Here is an 18,354-nt window from a genome sequence, read left to right as displayed (position 1 = left end):
CCTACCCCAGCACCCTCCTACAGAGGAAGGCGCACCCACACCATACAAGGTTGAGGACGGGGCAGTCCGGAGCGAAGGCTCCGGACCGCAATCGTAGCCCCGCCCACCCCAGGCCCACGCCGCGCCGGGCGTCTCAAGAACTCCGGCGTACACCAGCCTCAAAGACCTCCTCCACCATCACCTCCACCCCCGCAGCGCCTCCTCCCGAGCCCCCAGATACTCCGCCTCCAATTGCTCCACCAACGTCCCCACCGCCAGAATCTCCTGCGCAGCCCCCACCCCCTGCCCAGCACTCCAAACATCCTTCCAGGCCTTGGGCCGCGTACTCTTGTCCATGTTTGCCGGCGGCGCCACGCCGTTGCTCGCCAGAACCACAGGATCCAGTCCCGCCGCCTGAATGCTGGCCGACAGATAATTAGCAGGAACGCCCGAAAAGTAAGGGGTATAAGTCACGTCCGCCGCCTGCGCCGCAAGCACCATTTCCCGGTATCCATCGCCTGCCAGCGACTCCTGCGTGGCGATGAAGCGCGTGCCCATGTACGCGAAGTCGCAGCCCAGGATCTGTGCCGCCAGGATGTCCTTGCCGTGGCTGATGCAGCCCGACAGCGCCAAAGGCCCGTCGTAGAACGCGCGGATCTCGTTCACCAGCGCGATCGGATTGATCTGGCCCGCGTGGCCGCCTGCGCCCGCTGCAACCAGGATCAGTCCGTCCACCCCTGCGTCCAGCGCGCGCTTGGCGTGCCGCACGTTCGTCACGTCGTGATAGACCATGCCGCCGTACGCGTGGGCGGCTTTCACCACCGCCTCCGGCGCGTGCAGCGACGTGATCAGCAGCGGCACCTGGCGTTCGGCGCAGATCGCCAGGTCGCCTTGCCAGCGCGGATTGCTGGGATGCACGATCAGGTTCACGCCGTATGGCGCCACCTTCGCCGACGGATCGGCGCGGCGCTTCGCGGCCAGGCCGGTCTCGATGCGCGTGATCCACTCCTGCAACTGCTCTTGTGGCCGCGCATTCAGCGACGGAAAAGTGCCGATGATCCCCGCCGAGCATTGCGCCACCACCAGCTGTGGCCCCGAGACCAGGAACATGGGCGCTCCGATGACGGGCAGGCGGACGTGGTCGCGCAGTGCGGACGGGGGATTCATCGTAAAACTCCGGTAACGGTCAATTGGCCTGGATATTGGCGGTCTGGATCACGTCCGACCACAACGCGTACTCGCGGTCGATACGGGCCTGCAGGGCCTTGGAATCGCCGGTATTGATCGTGTACCCGCCCTCAGTCATCGCCTGACGGAAGGCCGGGTCCTTCGACACCTCGCCCAGCGCGCGGGTGAGGCGCGCCGACACGGCTTCGGGCAGCTTCTTCGGCCCCACCAGCGCGTACCAGCCGACCACCTCGTAATCCTTCATGCCGGCTTCCATCATCGTCGGCACGTCCGGCAGCTCGGGATTGCGCGTTTTCGACGTCACGGCCAGCGCGCGCGCCTTGCCGCTCTTGATGAACGGAATCGCCGTGCTCGTGATGTCGAACATGAACGTCACCTTGCCGCTGACCACGTCCATCATCGCGGGCGAATTGCCGCGATAGGGCACGTGCAGCATGGATGCCTGCGCTTGCTTCTTCAGCAGTTCCGCGGACAGATGGTTCGACGCGCCGATGCCGGCGGAGCCGAACGAGACCGCGTCCGGATGCTCGCGCGCGTACGTCACCAGTTCGCCCACGTTCTTGGCCGGGATCTGCGGGCCGATCAGCAGCACGTTGGCGTAGTCCACCACCAGGCCGATCAACGAAAAATCCTTGCGCGGATCGAAGAGCGTGCTGCGCTGGACCAGCGGCGACATGGTCAGCGTGGGGCTGGCGGCGAAGCCCAGCATGTAGCCGTCGGGCGCTGCCTTGACGGTTGCGTCCGACGCGATCATGCCGCTCGCGCCTGCGCGGTTCTCCACCACCACCGTCTGGCCCAGCTTGTCGCCCAGGTATTTGGCGAAGACGCGTGCCGTCGTGTCCACCGGGCCGCCCGGCGCATAGCCGACAAGCAGGCGAATGGGACGGTCGGGATACGTTTCCGCCTGCGCGGAAGGGGCGGCGAATGCGGCCATGGCTGCGGCCGCGGCGATAAGGGTTTTGATGTTCACGCTCTTGTCTCCTTTGTGCATGGGTGGCGGGTCGTGGAGCGGAACGTCAGTCCCGCGCCTACGCCAGCCTTTCTTTCAACGGCTGCTTCAGAATCTTGCCGCTGACGGTGGTGGGAATCGTCTCGACGGGAATGATCTGCGACGGCCGCTTGTACGGCGCAAGCTGGGCGCGCAGGTGCAGCATCAACAGGTTCGTGTCGACCGTTGCGCCCGGCAAAGGCTCGACGAACGCAATGACCTCTTCGTTGTGGTCGGCGGTATTGCGGCCAACGACTGCAGACAGGCGAACCCCGGGGAACGCGTTGATGACCGATTCGACCTCGATCGGATAGACGTTGAACCCCGAGCGGATGATCAGATCCTTCGAACGCCCCGCGATGAACAGTGCGCCGCTGGCGTCCACATAGCCGATGTCGCCCGTGTTCAGCCAGCCGCCGGGCAGCAGCGCCTGCGCCGTCTGTTCCGGATTGCGGTAGTAGCCCAGCATGACGCCGGGCCCGCGGATCAGGATGTCGCCGCGCTCGCCGGGAGCCGTCGCGGCATCGGGGGTGCCGATGCGCATTTCGACGCCGTCCACCGCGTAGCCGGCGGAACAATCGTCGCGCGGCGCGTCGATATCGGTGATGAACATGGACCCTGCGTATTCCGTGATGCCGTAGCCATGGTGCATGGGAACGCCAAAGTAGCGTTCGGCGTCGCGCTTCTGCGTGGGGTCGAGCGCCGCGCCGCCGGTGTACACATAGCGCAGGGCAGGCGCGCGCAGGTCGGCGCGGGGCGGCGCCGCGGCCATAATGCGGCTGAACATGGTGGGCACGCCCTGCAGGATGCTGACGCCGGGATGCGCCAGCGCCTTGAATACATCGGCCGGATCGAAGCGGCTGCGCAGCACCAGGCTGGCGCCCGCATGCAGCGTCGCCATCAGCACGGTGGCGATGCCGAAGATATGCGACATCGGCAGCGCGGCGTAACCGATATCGCGCGGCGTCAGGCGCCTGGACGCCGCCGAGACGCGCGCGAAATGCACCAGGCCGCGGTGCGGCACCATCACGCCCTTCGGCGCACCGGTGGTGCCGGATGTGTAGATCACCGTCGCGACTTCGCTGGCCTGGTCGCCGGTTTCCGCCTGGGTTGGCGAGGGGGCGCGCGCGGCCTGCAACCCGGGGCCCCAGACAGCGGCGTCCGCATCGACGGCCCCGGCGGCTGCGGCATGGGCTGCGGCGGCCGGCGATACGCCGCTGGTGTACAGCAGCAGTTCCGGCTGCGCGTGCTGGCGGATGTTGTCGATCTCCCGCGGGGAAAGGCGCGCATTCACGCCCACGGGCCACGCGCCCACCACGCCGCAACCGAACAGCGCCGCGATCATCGCCGCGCAGTTCTCGCCCACCATCATCACCCGATGGCCCGAGCGCACCCCCTGCGCCTGCAGCCAGTTAGCCGTGTCCTGGACCCGGCGCCAAAGCTGCCCATACGTGAGCGTGCCGCCGCCTTCTTCGTAGAGGCAGATGGCGTCGGGCTGCTTGTGCGCCTGATGCGCCAGGACTTCGTGGATGCGGGTGATGGGTTCTGCTTGAGACATGGGTGTTGCGTGCGGATCAAAGAGTTGCCTGGGTGCCCAGGATGGCGGTCGATTGGCTGGACAGCGTACCGCCATTGCCATGCACCAGCGCAAGCTGGGCGCCGGCGACCTGGCGGTCGCCGCAATCGCCGCGCAACTGCCGGACGGCTTCGATCATGATGAACACGCCATACATGCCGGGGTGGACGCAGCACAGTCCGCCGCCGTTTGTATTGACGGGCAGCCGGCCCCCGGGCGCGATGGCGCCGCCCGCGATGAAATCCTTGCCTTCACCCTTGCCGCAGAAGCCCAGGTCTTCCAGGAACAGCAGCGTGTTGATGGTGAAGGCGTCGTAGAGTTCCACGACGTCGATGTCCCTGGGCGCCAGGCCGGCCATGGCGAAGGCCCGCTCGCCGGACTCCTTGGCGGCCGTCACGGTCAGGTCTTCCATGGAAGAGATCTGGCGGTTCCACACCGCCGTGGCGTTGCCCAGCACGTACACGGGCGGACGCGGCAGGTCGCGAGCGCGGTCGGCGCGCACCAGCACGTACGCGCCCGCGCCGTCGGTGACCAGGCAGCAGTCGCGCACGCTCAAGGGGTCGGACACCATGCGGGCGGACAGGATCTGGTCCAGCGTGGCGGGCTCGCGCAGCTGCGCCTCGGGATTCAGCTGCGCCCACTGGTTGGCGGCCAGCGCCACTTGCGCCAGGTCTTCGCGGCGCGTGCCGTACTGATGCATGTGGCGCGCGGCGGCCAGCGCGTACGACGACAGCGGGCTGAGCGGGTCGTAGGGCGTCTCGTAGGGCTGCGGATCGAACTGCTTGCGCACGCGGCCGATCTCGGCGCGGCTGAGCGTGGACGTGCGCTGCGTGCTGCCGTAGCAGACCAGCACGGCATTGCACTGGCCGGACGCCAGCGCATGCAGCGCGGGCATCAGGTGCGCCACGAAGCTGGAGCCGCCCAGCATGGTGCTGTCAATGAAGGTGGGGCGGATGCCCAGGTGCTCGATGACGGGCATCGCCCACATCGGCGCGGCCACGCTGGCGGTGCAGATGCCGTCGATGTCCTGCATCGTCAGGCCGGCGTCCGCCACGGCGCGCTGCGCCGCCTGCACCAGGATTTCCATTTCGGTGTAGCCCGCGGCCTGTCCCAGGCCGGCGTGGCCCACTCCGGCCACCGCCACCGCGCCGCGCAAGTCCTTCAGCGTCATTGCGCCTCCTTGTTGGGAACGAATACGACCAGTCCGTGGCCGTCCTGCTGGATCACCTGGGCGCGCACGCCCATGCCGATGCGCACGGCCTCCGGCTTGACGCCTTCGACGCGGCTCATGAGCCGGACGCCTTCGGAGAGGTCGATCAGGGCCACGTTGTAGTCGCCGCCGGCTTCGGGTTTGCGCCGCACCACCGTGGTGGAGTAGACGGTGCCGCGCCCGTCGGGCGTGGTCCAGGCAAGCTTGTCCGCGCCGCAATGGGGGCAGAGCATGCGGGGATAGAACACGGCGCGGTCGCAGCCGGCGCAATGCTGGATAAGGAAGCGGCCTTCGTCGAGCGCCTGGCGGTACTGGGCTTCGACGCCTTGCGACGCGCTGTCGGTCTGATCGGGTGCAGTCATGGTGCGATGAAATTCCAATGAATGACGGGCGAATCTGAACAGGCCCTAGTGTCGGCACACCGGCCGGCTTCGGCCATTCTTCATTGCTGAAGCAGGACTTTTGCCAATGCGTAGTGGCGCAGGTTCCCTACACGCGGCGCGAAGGCCGTCTTCGGAAGAGGCAGATTGTCCGGGCGTACGGGCCGTGGCTAGATACCGGGCAAAGGAGGTGGACCATGAACCTGACCTGGACGCCGCAAGAGCGCCAATTTCGAGACGAGGTGCGCGCCTTTGCCGCCGCCAAGCTGCCGGACGATATCCGGAACAAGGTGTTGCGGCATCAGCGGCTGGAACGCGACGACTACGTGCGCTGGCACAACATCCTGGCCGACCAGGGCTGGGGTGCGCCGAACTGGCCCGTGGAATACGGCGGAACGGGCTGGAATGCGCTGCAACGCCTGATCTTCGAGGTCGAATGCTTCAAGGCCGGCGCGCCTAGGCTGCTGCCGTTTGGCTTGTCGATGATCGGCCCGGTGCTGATGAAGTATGGCAACGCCGAACAGAAGGCCCGACTGCTGCCGCGCATGATCCGGGTGCAGGACTGGTGGTGCCAGGGCTACTCCGAGCCGGGCTCCGGATCGGATCTCGCTTCGCTGAAGACCCGCGCCGAACGTGACGGGGATGACTACGTCGTCAACGGCCAGAAGACCTGGACGACGCTGGCGCAGTACGCCGACTGGATGTTCTGCCTGGCGCGCACCGACCCCGACGCGCGCGCGCAGCGCGGCATTTCGATGCTGCTGCTCGACATGCGCGATCCGGGCGTCACCGTGCGGCCGATCCGCACGCTGGACGGCGGCCACGACGTCAACGAGGTGTGGCTGGAAAACGTGCGCGTGCCGGCGGCCAACCTGGTCGGCGAGGAAAACCAGGGCTGGACCTACGCCAAGTATCTGCTGGGCCACGAGCGCACGGGCATCGCCGGGCTGGGCCATTGCTACCGCGAACTCGGCATCCTGAAGGACATGGCGGCGCGCGCGCAATCGCACGGCAGGCCGCTGCTGGCAGACAGCCGGATGCGCGACCGGATCTCGCGCGTCGAAGTCGACATCATGGCGTTGGAGATGCTGCTGCTGCGCGTGGCGTCCAGCAATGACGGCACGCCGGGGCCGGAGGCCTCGGTGCTGAAGATCCGCGGGTCCGAGATCCAGCAAGACCTCGCCATGCTGCAGATGGAGGTCGCGGGCCCTGAATGCTGGCCCTACGACCCGGACTGGCTGCTGGCCGACAACGACTTCCACGGACCCGGACCAGAAATGGCAGCGGCCGCAGGGGCGGGGTACGCGGATATGCGCAAGACCTCGATCTATGGCGGCACGACTGAAGTGCAGAAGGGCATCATCGCCCGCCTGGTGCTGGGCCTGTAGGCCGGCGCGCAATCGCACAGGAACACGACGCATGGATTTCATCTACACCGAAGAACAGCGCATGCTGGCGGACAGCCTGCGCCGCCTGGTGGACCAGGCATGGACCTTTCCCCAGCGCCGCGCGCGGCAGGCGGCCGGCAAGCTGGACCCGCAGGCCTGGAACGCATTGGCGGAGCTGGGCGTGCTGGGCTTGAACATTTCGCAGGACCACGGCGGCTTCGGCGAAGTGCCGGCAAGCCTCTTGCCGGTGCACGTCGAACTGGGCCGCGGGCTGGTGTCCGAACCGGTCATTCCCAGCGCCGTCATGGGCGGCGCGCTGGCCGATGCCTGCGGCGACGCGGCGCGCGGCCAGTGGCTGCCGTCCATCGCCTCCGGCGAGACCATCGTCAGCGTGGCTTGGCAAGAGCCCGGCCGCCGCTACGACACCGACGCGCAGGATTGCCGCGCCACGCGCACCGCCGAAGGCTGGCGGCTGGAAGGCGCCAAGCATCTGGTCTGGCACGGCGCGGCCGCCGCCGCCTGGTTCGTCAGCGCGCGCGGCGATGACGGCCAAACGGTGCTGCTGGCCGTGCCCGCCGATACATCGGGCGTGCGCATCACCGATACGCCCACCCTGGATGGCGCACGTTGCGCCCGGCTGGATCTGGACTCGGTCAGCCTGCCAGCCAGCGCGCTGCTCGCCGAGGGCGCCGTCGCCGACCAGGCCCTGGCGCGGGCGTTGCAGTGGGGCACGGCCGCGCTGTGCGCGCACGCGGCGGGCGCCATGGAGCGCCTGCTGGACATCACCGTCGACTACCTGAAGACGCGCAAGCAGTTCGGCCAGCCGCTGGCGTCTTTCCAGGCGCTGCAGCATCGCCTGGCCGAGATGCTGGTGGCCAAGGAACTGGCGCTGTCGATGGCCTATGTGGCGGTCGCGGCGCTGTCGGAACCGGACGCCGCGCAGCAGCGCCGCATGATCGCGTCGGCCAAACTCGAGGCTGCGCGGGCAGGGCGGCTGGTGGCGCAGATGGCGGTGCAACTGCACGGAGGCATGGGCATGACGGATGAGCTGGAGGTCGGCGACTATTTCAAACGCCTGACGGTCGTGGACCAGTTGCTTGGCGATACCGCCGAGCAACTGGCCGTACTGGAGGATCTGGCATGAGCGCCGACGCGGCAGAATTCACGCAGATCCGCTTCACGCTGGAACGCGGCGTGGGTATCATTACGCTCAACCGGCCCGAGCGGATGAACAGCTTTACGGAAGTGATGCACGGCGAACTGGCGCGAGCGCTGGACGTGCTGGAGGCCGACGCGGGCCTGCGAGGCCTGGTGATCACGGGCGCGGGCCGGGGCTTCTGCGCGGGCCAGGACCTGGGCGAGCGCAAGCCCGCAGAGGATGGCTCCCGCCGCGACCTGAGCCTCATGCTGGAAAAGTCCTATCGGCCGCTCATCAACCGCCTTCGCGCCCTGCCTGTCCCCGTGGTGTGCGTGATGAACGGCGTGGCGGCCGGCGCAGGCGCCAGCCTGGTGCTGGCCTGCGACGTGGTGTTTGCCGTGGAGTCCGCCCGCTTCGTGCAGGCGTTCAGCAAGATCGGACTGCTGCCCGATGCGGGCGGCACCTGGTTCCTGCCACGCCTGGTCGGGTCGGCGCGCGCGATGGGCGCGGCGCTGTTCGGTGAATCGGTCTCTGCGGCGCAGGCCGAGTCCTGGGGCCTGATCTGGCGCGTGGTGCCCGACGCCGCGCTGGCCGACACGATCAGCCAAGTCACGGACACGCTCGCCGCGGGCCCCACGCGCGCCTACGCCGCCACCAAGGCGGCGCTGCACGCGTCCAGCGGCAACACGCTGGCGCAGCAGTTCGACCTGGAATGCCGCCTGCAGCGCGAACTGGGCTACACCGACGACTACCTGGAAGGCATGCGCGCGTTCGCCGAAAAGCGCACGCCGGCATTCCAGGGCAAGTGATGTGCGCGCGGGTTCAGGGCGCGAGCGGCGACTGGATCTGCGCGATGAGTTCGCGCGCGCAGCCGGGCAGGGCGTCGATGTCGCGCACCAGCAGCTTGCGCTCGCGGACCACCCACGGTTCGTCCAGCTCGACGACGCGCAGCTTGGTGTCGGCGCCGTAGCGCTTCGCGGCCGAGTCGGGAATGACGCCGACGCCGACGCCGGCCTGCACCATGCGGCATATCGAATCGAAACTGTAGAGCTGGATGCGCTGCGGCAGGCGCTGGCCGATCCGCTCGAGCTGGTCGCGCAGAAAGGCCACCAGCGTCGAGCCTTCGTGCATGGTGATGAAGGGGTAACGCACTGCGTCCGCCAGCTTCACCTTGTCTTCGTCCTGCAGTGGATGTCCATTGGGCACGACCAGCACCAGCTTGTCGGTGCTGAAGTGGATGGTCTGCAGTTCGGGCGCGTCCACGGGGCCCGCCACGATGCCCAGGTCGGTGGTGCCGTCCAGCACGCCGCGCACGATGTCGCGCGTCAGGCGTTCCTGCAGATCCACGGTGACGCCGGGATGACCGGCCAGGAATTGCGCCAGGATGTCCGGCATGAATTCCGTGACGGCCGTGGTGTTGGCGAAGATTCGGATATGGCCCGCGTCGCCGTCGGACTGCTCCTGGAAGTCGTGCTTCAGGTGATCCACCTGCCGCATGATGACTCGCGCGTGCTGCAGCAGTTTCTGCCCGGCGGGGGTGATCTCCACGCCGCGGCTGTCGCGGTACAGGAGGCGCGTATTGAGCTGGTTCTCAAGCGCCTTGATCCGCACGCTGACCGCGGCCAGGGACAGGTGCGCCCGTTTGGCCGCCTGGGTCAGGCTGGGGGATTCGGCGATGTGGATGAACAGTCGGAGGTCGGCGAGGTCGAAGTGCATGCGCCATATATTACGGCCCGGCGGCGCGGCTCGGCGCGGATGGCCGATTCAGGCGCAGCAAACCCCGCCTTGAGGAAAAACGAATTCACATAGTCAGCGGCTTGCGGGCATGCTTCAGGCTGTAAAAACTCCCTCAGAGGATTCGGCATGACATCTACAGATCCGGCCGCATGGATCGGCAGCGGCGAACGCAAGGCCGACGCCATGGATCCCGGCCACGCCGCGCGCATCGCAGCGACCCTGGGCGGCCCCGTGCCTGGCCAGGGAGACGACCTGCCGCCCCTGTGGCAATGGGCGTTCTTCATCGCCACGATCGGGATGGATGGATTGGGGACGGATGGGCATCCCTCGCGGGGCGGTTTTCTGCCTCCGGCGCAGGACCGCAACCGCATGTGGGCAGGCGGCCGGGTCGAATTCCGCCAGCCGCTGAAGGTGGGCGTGCCGGCCGAGCGCGTGTCCACGGTCGCCGAGGTCAAGGAAAAGGCGGGCCGCACCGGCTCGCTGCTGTTCGTGACCGTGCGGCACGAATACCTGCAGTCGGGAGAAGCGGCCATCGTGGAAGAGCAGGACATCGTCTATCGCCAGCCCACCCCGCCCAAGCTGGCGGGCAGCGAGCCCGCGCCGCAGGCGCAGTGGAGCGATACGGTCAATCCGACGTCGGTCCTGCTGTTCCGCTATTCCGCGGTCACGTTCAACGGCCACCGCATCCACTATGACCATCCCTACGTCACCGGCGTCGAAGGCTATCCCGGCCTGGTGGTGCATGGTCCGCTCATCGCCACGGAAATGGTCGCCGCCTTCGCGCGCGCCCATCCCAAGGCCCGGCTTACGCATCTGTCCTACCGCGGCTTGCGCCCGCTGATTTCGCCCGCGCCCTTCCAGGTGGCCGGCCGCTTGACCGAGCCGGGCCTCGCCCAGCTCTGGGCCGAGCAGGACGGCACGCTGGCCCACCAAGCCGAATTGAGGTTCACCGAATGAATATGCAGGCCTCCCGCCCGCTGGACGGCATTACCGTCGTCAGCCTGGAACACGCCATCGCGGCGCCTTTCTGCACCCGCCAACTGGCGGACATGGGCGCGCGCGTCATCAAGATCGAACGTCCGGGCAGCGGGGACTTTGCCCGCGGCTACGACGAGCGCGTGCGCGGCCTGTCCTCGCACTTCGTCTGGACCAACCGCTCCAAGGAAAGCCTGACGCTGGACCTGAAGCGCGAGGAAGCCGGCGGCATCATGGACCGCCTGCTGGAATCGGCGGACGTGCTGGTGCAGAACCTGGCGCCGGGCGCCGCGGCTCGGCTGGGCCTGTCCTTCGATGCGCTGCACCAGAAATATCCGCGGCTGATCGTCTGCGACATCTCGGGCTACGGCGAAGGCGGCCCCTACCAGGACAAGAAGGCCTATGACCTGCTGATCCAGAGCGAAAGCGGCTTTCTGTCAGTGACGGGCACGAAGGACGACCCGGTCAAGGCCGGCTGCTCGATCGCGGACATCGCTGCCGGCATGTATGCGTATTCCGCCATCCTGAACGCCCTGCTGCTGCGGCAGAAGACGGGGCTGGGCAGCCGCCTGGACGTGTCCATGCTGGAGAGCATGGTCGAGTGGATGGGCTTTCCCATGTACTACGCGTTCGACGGCGCGGCGCCGCCGGTTCGCGCCGGCGCCGCGCATGCCTCCATCTACCCCTACGGGCCGTTCCCGGTGGGTGGCGACTCCACCATCATGCTCGGCCTGCAGAACGAGCGTGAATGGCGGGTTTTCTGCGCGCAGGTGCTGCGCCAGGCCGAACTGGCGGAAGACCCGCGCTTCATTTCGAATTCGCTGCGCACCGCCAACCGCGACGCGCTGCGCGCGCTGATCGTGGAGGCGTTCGCCGACCTGTCCATCGAACAGGTGACGCAACGCCTGGAGGACGCGCAGATCGCCAATGCGCGCGTCAACGACATGACCGGGGTGTGGTCGCATCCCCAATTGCAGGCGCGCCAGCGCTGGAGCCAGGTGGACAGCCCGGTCGGCGCGTTGCCGGCGCTGATCCCGCCGGCCAGCAGCAGCGCCTTCCAGCCGCGCATGGGGGCCGTGCCGGCGGTGGGCCAGAATACCGATGCGGTGCTAGCATCACTGGGATACGCGCCCGAACAGGTCGCGAAACTCCATGCCTCGGAGGTCGTGTGATGCATCCCGTCGTTCGTAGCGCCCTGTTTGTTCCCGCGTCCCGGGCCGAACGCATACCCAAAGCGCTGGCCGCCGGCGCGGATGCCGTCATCGTGGACCTCGAAGACGCGGTGGAACATCTGGCCAAGGCGACGGCCCGCGAAGCCCTATGTGATTTCCTGGGCATGAATCCCCAAGCGCGGGTGTGGGTGCGCATCAACGACGCTTCGACTTCCTGGCACGACGACGATCTGAAAGCCTGTCGCAGCAAGCCCGGCGTGGCGGGCATCCTGCTGCCCAAGGCCGAAAGCATGATGCAGGTGCGGCACGCGGCTCAGGCCGGGCTGCCCGTGATTCCCATCCTGGAAACCGCGCAGGGCATCCTCAACGCCGGCGAGATCGCCGCGACGCCCAGCGTCGCGCGTCTGGCTTTCGGCAGCCTCGATTACGGCCTGGACCTTGGCCTGACGCCCGACACCCCCGGCGCCGAAACGGTGCTGGACCAGGCTCGTGTGCAGGTATTGCTGCATACCCGCGCCGCCGGCCTTGCGCCCGCGCTGGACGGCGTGTTTCCCGGCGTGCAGGACCAAACCGGGCTGGCCGGCGCCGCCAGTCGCGCGCAGCAGATGGGTTTCGGCGGCATGCTGTGCATCCATCCGACGCAGGTGCCGGTCATCCACGCCGCGTTCGTGCCCGCCCGCGAAGAACTTGAATGGGCGCGGCGCGTCGTCGCCGCCCACCGCGACACGTCCGCGGGCACCTTCATGCTGGACGGCAAGATGGTCGACGCGCCCGTCATCGCCCGCGCCCGGCTGGTGCTGGCGCAGGCGGGCGAGTCGTCGGGAAGCCATCCCGGCGGGCCTGGCGTGACCGGGGGATAAGGCAGGTCCATGGGCGAAGCGCTCTTCATCGGACATACCTACATCGACGTCACCGTCGTGGCCGACCAATGGCCGACCGGCGACCAGAAAAGCGTGGCGCGGGACTACGCCGTGTCCTTCGGCGGCAATGCCGTCACCGCCGCGTTCGCATGTGCGCGGCTGGGTTTGCCGCCCGACCTGATCTGTTCGCTGGCGGCCGACTGGCTGGGCCACATGTACACCGACATGGCGGCCGCGCACGGCGTGGCGCTGCATGCCCGCAAGGTGCGCCGCTCCTCGTTGTCCTTCATCATGCCCAATCACGGCAAACGCGCGATCCTGCGCGCGCGAGACGTGGAATACCTGAATGACTTTCCGCGCCTGGACATCGCCGGCTATCGCGCGCTGCACCTGGATGGCCACCAGCCCGACGCCGCCCTGCATTACGCGCGCGCGTGCCGCCAGGCGGGCGTGCTGACGTCGCTGGACGGCGGCGGCGTGCGCGAGAACACCGACGAACTGCTCCGTTTCATCGACGTGGCGGTCTGCGCGGAACGCATGTGCGAGCAATTGGGCCTGACGCCTGAAGGCTTGCTTGACCTGCTGAAGGACCGCGGCTGCCGCATCGGCGCCGTCACCATGGGCGAGCGCGGCATGCTCTGGTACGACGAGACGGGGCGGGTGGATACGTTGCCGTCGCTGGACGTGCCGGCTTCACGCATCGTCGATACCTCGGGCGCCGGAGACGTGTTCCACGGCGCCTATGTGTGGTCCTACCTGACGCGGCCCGAGCAGCCGTGGATCGAGCACTTCACGTTTGCGCGCGCCGCGTCGGCGCACAAGATCCAGCATCTGGGCAATGAGGCAGGGCTGCCGCTCGTCGAAGACGTCGAGCGGGCGATGATGGCGTTCACGCCCAAGGAATGAGGGGCGGCGCGCGGCGTGCGCCGCGCGCGGTCATTCGGCGATCCGCTCGATCGCCTGGTCGCGGATCGCGTCGACCCACGCGTCGATGGGCCGGCCCTGCAGGCTCAGGCCCGGCGCCAGATCCCGCAAAGGCAGCAGCACGAAGGCGCGCAATTGCATGCGGGGATGCGGCAGGATCAGCCGTTCGTCGTTCAGGCGCGCGTCGCCGTGCAGCAGCAGGTCCAGGTCCAGCGTGCGAGGCGCGTTGCGGTAGGGACGCTGGCGCCCGTGCCGGGTTTCCAGCGCCTGCAGGACGTCCAGCAATTCAAGCGGGGCAAGGCTGGTGTCCAGCGCCGCCACGGCGTTCACGAAGTCAGGCCCCGTGGCGTCCACGGGCGCGCTGCGATAGAACGGCGACGCCGTCGCCGCGGCAACGCCCGGCGTTGTCTTGAGTTCCGCAATCACCTGGCGCAGCGTGGCCGCGCTGTCGCCAAGGTTGGCGCCCAGGCCGACATAGGCGCGGACAAGCGGAAGCGGCATGGCGTCAGTCGGCGCTGGGGGCGCTGCGCGGACCGCTGCGACGCGTGCGGCGGCGCTTGCGGGCCGGCGCCGACGGCGCATCGGCGTCGCGCGGCTGGCGAGCGATTTCCTCGATCATGTCGGCGCGGGTCACGTCGTCGGCGTTGGCCAGGTCCATCCACCATTGGGCCAGCACGCTGTCGAACTCGCCGGCGGCGGCGCGCAACTGCAGGAAATCGCAGGCGGCGCGGAAACGCGGCTGTTCGATCATGCGGTAGATGGTCTTGCCCATGCGCCGTTCAAATCGCGGCTGCATGAACCAGATCTCGCGCATGTCGGACGAGAAGCGGCGCTGGATGGCGAGCTTTTCGGTCTGTTCGTCCAGCACGGAGTCGGCGGCCGACGAGAGCGCCGGGATGGTGTGCTCGCCCTGGGCGCGCAACTGCTTCCAGCGGACGTCCACCTGCTGCCACAGCAGCGCGGCGAACAGGAAGCTGGGGCTGATGGTCTTGCCGGCGCGCACGCGCGCATCGGTGCGTTCCAGCGCGAGCTCCACGAAGTGCTCGCCGCCGGGCTGCTCCAGCACCACGTCCAGCAGCGGCAGCAGGCCGTTGTGCAGGCCGTCGGCGCGAAGCTGGCGCAGGCAGTCCATGGCGTGGCCGCAGGTCAGCAGCTTCAGCATTTCGTCGAACAGGCGCGAGGCCGGGACGTTTTCGATCAGGTCCGCCATGGTGCTGATCGGCTGGCGCGTGGCCGGGTCGATCGTGCCGTTGAGCTTGGCGGCGAAGCGCACCGCGCGCAGCATGCGCACAGGGTCTTCGCGATAGCGCTTGGTGGGATCGCCGATGATGCGGATCTGGCGCTTCTTCAGGTCGGCCACGCCATCGTGGTAGTCGATGACTTCCTCGTTGTGCGGGTCGTAATACAGCGCGTTCATCGTGAAGTCGCGGCGCTTGGCGTCTTCTTCCTGCGATCCGAACACGTTGTCGCGCAGGATGCGGCCGTGCTCGTCGGTTTCCTGGTCTTCCGAGGCGGGCGCGCGGAAGGTGGAGGTTTCGATGATCTCCTGGCCGAACACCACGTGGACCAGCTGGAAGCGGCGGCCGATGATGCGCGCGCGGCGGAACAGCGGGCGGATCTGTTCGGGCGTGGCGTTGGTGGCCACGTCGAAGTCCTTGGGTTCAAGGCCCACGATGAGGTCGCGCACCGCGCCGCCGACGATATAGGCTTCGTAGCCGTGCTGGCGCAGGACTTCGCAAACCTTGATGGCGTGGCGCGACACGTTGCGGCGGTCGATGCCGTGCTTGTCGCGCGCGATGCGCAACGGCCCCTTGGGCGTCGGCGCGAACAGTCGGCCGACGAATTTTTTTATGGTTTCAGTGATCATTAGGACTTCGAATCTTCCATGTGGTCGAACAGGTCGATCACTTGCCAGCCGCGTTCCAGGGCGATGCCGCGCAGGGTGGGGCTGGGGTTGGCGGCGATCGGACGGGTCACCTTTTCGAGCAGGGGTACATCATTGACCGAATCGCTATAGAAAAACGATTCGGAGAAATCCGCAAGTCCCAGACCCATGCCGCCCAGCCAGTCGTTGACGCGCACCACCTTGCCTTCCTTGAAGCTGGGCGTGCCCAGAATGCGGCCGGTATAGCGGCCGCGCAGGTATTCCGCGTCGGTCGCAACCAGATGGGGCACGCCGAAGGCGCGGGCGATGGGGGCGGTGACAAAGCTGTTGGTGGCCGTGACGATGGCGCAGAGGTCGCCCGCTTCCAGGTGCGATTCCACGAGGTCGCGCGCGGCGGGGGTGATGGACGGGCGGATGACCTCGTCCATGAAGGTTTCGTGCCAGGACGCCAGGTCGTAGGGCGAGTGAGCGGCGAGCAGGCCGAGCATGAACTCGGCGGCCTGCTCGGCCGTCAGTTCGCCGCGGTTGTAGCGGTCCATCAGATCGTCGTTCAGGCGGCGGGCTTCGACGGGATCGCCCGCCCGGCCCGTGCGCGCCAGATAGTCAGCCCATTGATAGTCGCTGTCCAGCGGCAACAGGGTGTGATCCAGGTCGAACAGGGCGAGACGTCGAGAGGTCATGTGCGGTGTAAATCAGGATCTGCGAGCATGGCGCGCAGCAGGGGCAGGGTGATGGGCCGGCCGGTGGCCAGGGAATAACGGTCCAGCGCGTCGAGCAGCGCCGCCAGCTTGCGGATGTCGCGCTCGTGGTGCGTGAGCATCCAGTTGATGATTTCGGTCGCAAGGTGCAGGCCGCGTTCGGCCGCCTGCGCCGACAGCGCGGCCAGCTTGTCCGCGTCGGACAGCGGATCCAGGCGGAACACCAGGTCCCAGCCCAGGCGGGTGCGCAGGTCTTCGCGCAGGGGCATGGACAGGGGGGCGCGGTCGCCGGCCAGCGCCAGCGCAAAGGCGCGGCCCGTGGCCGCGGATTCGCGCCAGCGGTTGTACAGCGCGAACAGCGCGGCCTGGCGGCTGTCGTCCATGCGATGAACGTCGTCAACGGCCACGAAGTGGGGCATCGGCGACTTGGAATCGGCTTCGGCCAGGCGGCGCAGCATGTTCTCGCCGGTGGCCGGGTCGATGAAGACGGCGTCGGTGCGCGCGGTCAGGGCGCGCAAGAGGTGGGTGCGGCCGCAGCCCGCGGCGCCCCAGATGTACAGGGCCCGTCCCGGCTTGAGCGCGCGCACGGCCGCCAGCGCTTCCCCGTTGGGACCGGCGATATAGTTGTTCAGCGATGGCGCTGGCGCGGGGAGAACGTCGAGCAGCAGCTGGCGGTTCATGAGAGTTATCAATCGGGCTCTTCCGAGACCACCGGAAACCAGCGCCGCAGGACTGTGCAGCGGATTTCCGCGGGCGAAATGCCGGGCAAACACTGCCGGGGCGCCGGAAAAGCCAAGAAAATCGGTGATACACGGGCCAAAAAGCGCCCTGGCAAGGCCGGCGTGATACGCCGCGGGTTCGTAATCCGGGTTCATGTCCCGGGCTTATGTCCCCGGGTTTATGACCTGGGTTTATGACCCGGGTTTATGACCCGGGTTTATGACCCGGGTTTATGACCCCAACCAGTGCCCGGGGGTTGCGCTCGGAACGGTGCCCTGAGCCCTAACCGCCAGAAACTGGCAAAATCAATACCGGCCAACCCTACACTTTAAACCACCTGGGGGGATGGTGTCGCGTCCCAGGGCCACGGCTGGCCTGGGTTTGCGCCCCGCATGCCTGCCCGCGCCCCGGTCATCGTAAAATGCAGGGCGTTCCACCAAAATCCCAGCAATTGTTACATACCCCACGGCATTTCTCATGACGAACCAACCTAAAGCCCCCCTGACCTACCGCGACGCCGGTGTCGATATCGACGCAGGCGACGCCCTGGTCGACCGTATCAAACCCCTTGCCGCGCGCACCATGCGCCCCGGGGTGCTGGCCGGTATCGGCGGCTTTGGCGGCCTGTTCGAAGTGCCGAAGACCTTCAAGGAGCCCGTGCTGGTGTCGGGCACCGACGGCGTGGGCACCAAGCTGCGCCTGGCGTTCGACTGGAACCGCCACGACACCGTCGGCATCGACCTGGTCGCCATGAGCGTCAACGACATCCTGGTGCAGGGCGCGGAACCGCTGTTCTTCCTGGACTACTTCGGCTGCGGCAAGCTTTCGGTGGACACGGCGGCGGCTGTGGTGGGCGGCATTGCCAAGGGCTGCGAATTGTCGGGCTGCGCGCTGATCGGCGGCGAAACCGCTGAAATGCCGGGCATGTACCCCGACGGCGAATACGATCTGGCCGGCTTCGCGGTGGGCGCGGTGGAAAAGTCCGCCATCATCGACGGCAAGTCCATCAAGGCAGGCGACGTGGTGCTGGGCCTGGCGTCCAGCGGCGCGCACTCCAACGGCTACTCGCTGCTGCGCAAGATCCTCGAGCGCGCCAATGCCAAGCCGGACGACGATTTCCACGGCCAGAAGATGGTCGACGTGGTCATGGCCCCCACGCGCATCTACGTGAAGCAGGTGCTGGCCGCGCTGGCCAAGCACGGCACCGCCATCAAGGGCCTGGCCCACATCACGGGCGGCGGCCTGCTGGACAACGTGCCGCGCATCCTGCAGGACGGCCTGGCCGCCAAGCTGCACCGCGACGCCTGGGAAATGCCCAAGCTGTTCCAGTGGCTGCAAGAACAGGGCGGCGTCGAAGACACGGAAATGTACCGCGTGTTCAACTGCGGCATCGGCATGGTGCTGGTGGTGGATCCGGCCCAGGCCGACGCCATCGCCGCCACGCTGCGTGAACAGGGCGAAACCGTCAGCAAGCTGGGCGAGATCGTTCCCCAGGAAGCCGGCATGGCGCAAACCTTCGTGGTGTAAGCGCGCGGC

18 protein-coding genes are annotated in these 18,354 nt (G+C 67.7%); 8 read left to right on the top strand and 10 right to left on the bottom strand.

Annotated elements, in window-relative coordinates:
- Positions 1-177: 177 nt before the first annotated feature.
- Genes RT614_RS28480 through RT614_RS28460 form a run of 5 tightly spaced genes read right to left on the bottom strand, consistent with a single transcriptional unit; the run spans position 178 to position 5,303 of the window.
- A complete protein-coding gene (locus RT614_RS28480; RefSeq protein ID WP_313625884.1) occupies positions 178-1,146 on the bottom strand; it encodes a nitronate monooxygenase family protein in 969 nt (322 codons plus the stop codon).
- A gap of 19 nt (positions 1,147-1,165) precedes the next feature.
- A complete protein-coding gene (locus RT614_RS28475) occupies positions 1,166-2,137 on the bottom strand; it encodes a tripartite tricarboxylate transporter substrate binding protein (protein WP_313625883.1) in 972 nt (323 codons plus the stop codon).
- A gap of 58 nt (positions 2,138-2,195) precedes the next feature.
- Positions 2,196-3,713: a class I adenylate-forming enzyme family protein gene (locus RT614_RS28470; RefSeq protein WP_313625881.1), complete on the bottom strand. Its 1,518-nt coding sequence runs from the start codon at positions 3,711-3,713 to the stop codon at positions 2,196-2,198.
- 16 nt (positions 3,714-3,729) lie between these two features.
- Complete coding sequence (locus tag RT614_RS28465; RefSeq protein WP_313625879.1) at positions 3,730-4,902, bottom strand: thiolase; 1,173 nt, start codon at positions 4,900-4,902, stop codon at positions 3,730-3,732.
- The gene (locus RT614_RS28460; RefSeq protein ID WP_313625878.1) at positions 4,899-5,303 is read right to left on the bottom strand and encodes a Zn-ribbon domain-containing OB-fold protein; all 405 of its coding nucleotides are present in this window, start codon (positions 5,301-5,303) and stop codon (positions 4,899-4,901) included. Before RT614_RS28460 ends, RT614_RS28465 begins: the two co-directional genes overlap by 4 nt.
- Positions 5,304-5,518: 215 nt before the next feature.
- Here RT614_RS28460 and RT614_RS28455 point away from each other — a divergent pair, with 215 nt between their 5' ends.
- Genes RT614_RS28455 through paaG form a run of 3 tightly spaced genes read left to right on the top strand, consistent with a single transcriptional unit; the run spans position 5,519 to position 8,656 of the window.
- Positions 5,519-6,709 (top strand): acyl-CoA dehydrogenase family protein, encoded by a 1,191-nt coding sequence (locus RT614_RS28455; RefSeq protein ID WP_313625876.1) that lies wholly within the window; start codon positions 5,519-5,521, stop codon positions 6,707-6,709.
- A 31-nt stretch (positions 6,710-6,740) separates the two neighbouring features.
- Positions 6,741-7,853, top strand: a complete 1,113-nt coding sequence (locus RT614_RS28450) for an acyl-CoA dehydrogenase (protein ID WP_313625875.1) — start codon at positions 6,741-6,743, stop codon at positions 7,851-7,853.
- The gene (gene paaG / locus RT614_RS28445) at positions 7,850-8,656 is read left to right on the top strand and encodes a 2-(1,2-epoxy-1,2-dihydrophenyl)acetyl-CoA isomerase PaaG (protein ID WP_313625873.1); all 807 of its coding nucleotides are present in this window, start codon (positions 7,850-7,852) and stop codon (positions 8,654-8,656) included. Before RT614_RS28450 ends, paaG begins: the two co-directional genes overlap by 4 nt.
- 13 nt (positions 8,657-8,669) lie before the next feature.
- Here paaG and RT614_RS28440 read toward each other — a convergent pair whose 3' ends face one another.
- On the bottom strand, positions 8,670-9,563 hold the full coding sequence (locus tag RT614_RS28440) for a LysR family transcriptional regulator (RefSeq protein ID WP_313625872.1): 894 nt from the start codon (positions 9,561-9,563) through the stop codon (positions 8,670-8,672).
- A gap of 147 nt (positions 9,564-9,710) precedes the next feature.
- Here RT614_RS28440 and RT614_RS28435 point away from each other — a divergent pair, with 147 nt between their 5' ends.
- The 4 genes from RT614_RS28435 to RT614_RS28420 are packed head-to-tail and all read left to right on the top strand — an operon-like array spanning position 9,711 to position 13,497.
- Entirely contained in the window at positions 9,711-10,541 is an 831-nt protein-coding gene (locus RT614_RS28435) for a MaoC family dehydratase N-terminal domain-containing protein (RefSeq protein ID WP_313625871.1), read from the top strand.
- Positions 10,538-11,731: a CaiB/BaiF CoA-transferase family protein gene (locus tag RT614_RS28430; protein ID WP_313625869.1), complete on the top strand. Its 1,194-nt coding sequence runs from the start codon at positions 10,538-10,540 to the stop codon at positions 11,729-11,731. The genes RT614_RS28435 and RT614_RS28430 overlap by 4 nt, the downstream gene beginning before the upstream one ends.
- Positions 11,728-12,591 carry a CoA ester lyase gene (locus RT614_RS28425; RefSeq protein WP_313625867.1) on the top strand — a complete coding sequence of 288 codons (864 nt, stop codon included), beginning with the start codon at positions 11,728-11,730 and terminating at the stop codon, positions 12,589-12,591. The genes RT614_RS28430 and RT614_RS28425 overlap by 4 nt, the downstream gene beginning before the upstream one ends.
- 9 nt (positions 12,592-12,600) lie before the next feature.
- Positions 12,601-13,497: a sugar kinase gene (locus RT614_RS28420; protein WP_313625866.1), complete on the top strand. Its 897-nt coding sequence runs from the start codon at positions 12,601-12,603 to the stop codon at positions 13,495-13,497.
- Between the two features lie 30 nt (positions 13,498-13,527).
- Here the strand turns inward: RT614_RS28420 and RT614_RS28415 are convergent, their stop codons facing one another.
- From RT614_RS28415 to hda, 4 genes are read right to left on the bottom strand one after another with little or no spacing between them, the layout of a single operon-like run.
- Positions 13,528-14,016 carry a 2-amino-4-hydroxy-6-hydroxymethyldihydropteridine diphosphokinase gene (locus tag RT614_RS28415; RefSeq protein ID WP_313625864.1) on the bottom strand — a complete coding sequence of 163 codons (489 nt, stop codon included), beginning with the start codon at positions 14,014-14,016 and terminating at the stop codon, positions 13,528-13,530.
- Between the two features lie 4 nt (positions 14,017-14,020).
- Positions 14,021-15,382: a polynucleotide adenylyltransferase PcnB gene (pcnB, locus tag RT614_RS28410; RefSeq protein WP_313625862.1), complete on the bottom strand. Its 1,362-nt coding sequence runs from the start codon at positions 15,380-15,382 to the stop codon at positions 14,021-14,023.
- Entirely contained in the window at positions 15,382-16,080 is a 699-nt protein-coding gene (locus RT614_RS28405; protein WP_313625860.1) for an HAD family hydrolase, read from the bottom strand. The genes pcnB and RT614_RS28405 overlap by 1 nt, the downstream gene beginning before the upstream one ends.
- Positions 16,077-16,778, bottom strand: a complete 702-nt coding sequence (hda, locus tag RT614_RS28400; protein ID WP_313625858.1) for a DnaA regulatory inactivator Hda — start codon at positions 16,776-16,778, stop codon at positions 16,077-16,079. Before hda ends, RT614_RS28405 begins: the two co-directional genes overlap by 4 nt.
- A 517-nt stretch (positions 16,779-17,295) precedes the next feature.
- Between hda and purM the strand changes: the two genes are divergently transcribed.
- The gene (gene purM, locus RT614_RS28395) at positions 17,296-18,345 is read left to right on the top strand and encodes a phosphoribosylformylglycinamidine cyclo-ligase (protein ID WP_313625857.1); all 1,050 of its coding nucleotides are present in this window, start codon (positions 17,296-17,298) and stop codon (positions 18,343-18,345) included.
- Positions 18,346-18,354: the final 9 nt, after the last annotated feature.

It is taken from the genome of Achromobacter sp. (genome assembly GCF_032102605.1).
Classification (GTDB): domain Bacteria; phylum Pseudomonadota; class Gammaproteobacteria; order Burkholderiales; family Burkholderiaceae_B; genus Achromobacter.
Note: the sequence above shows the minus strand (reverse complement) of the source record. Positions and strands in the feature narration are given on the sequence as shown.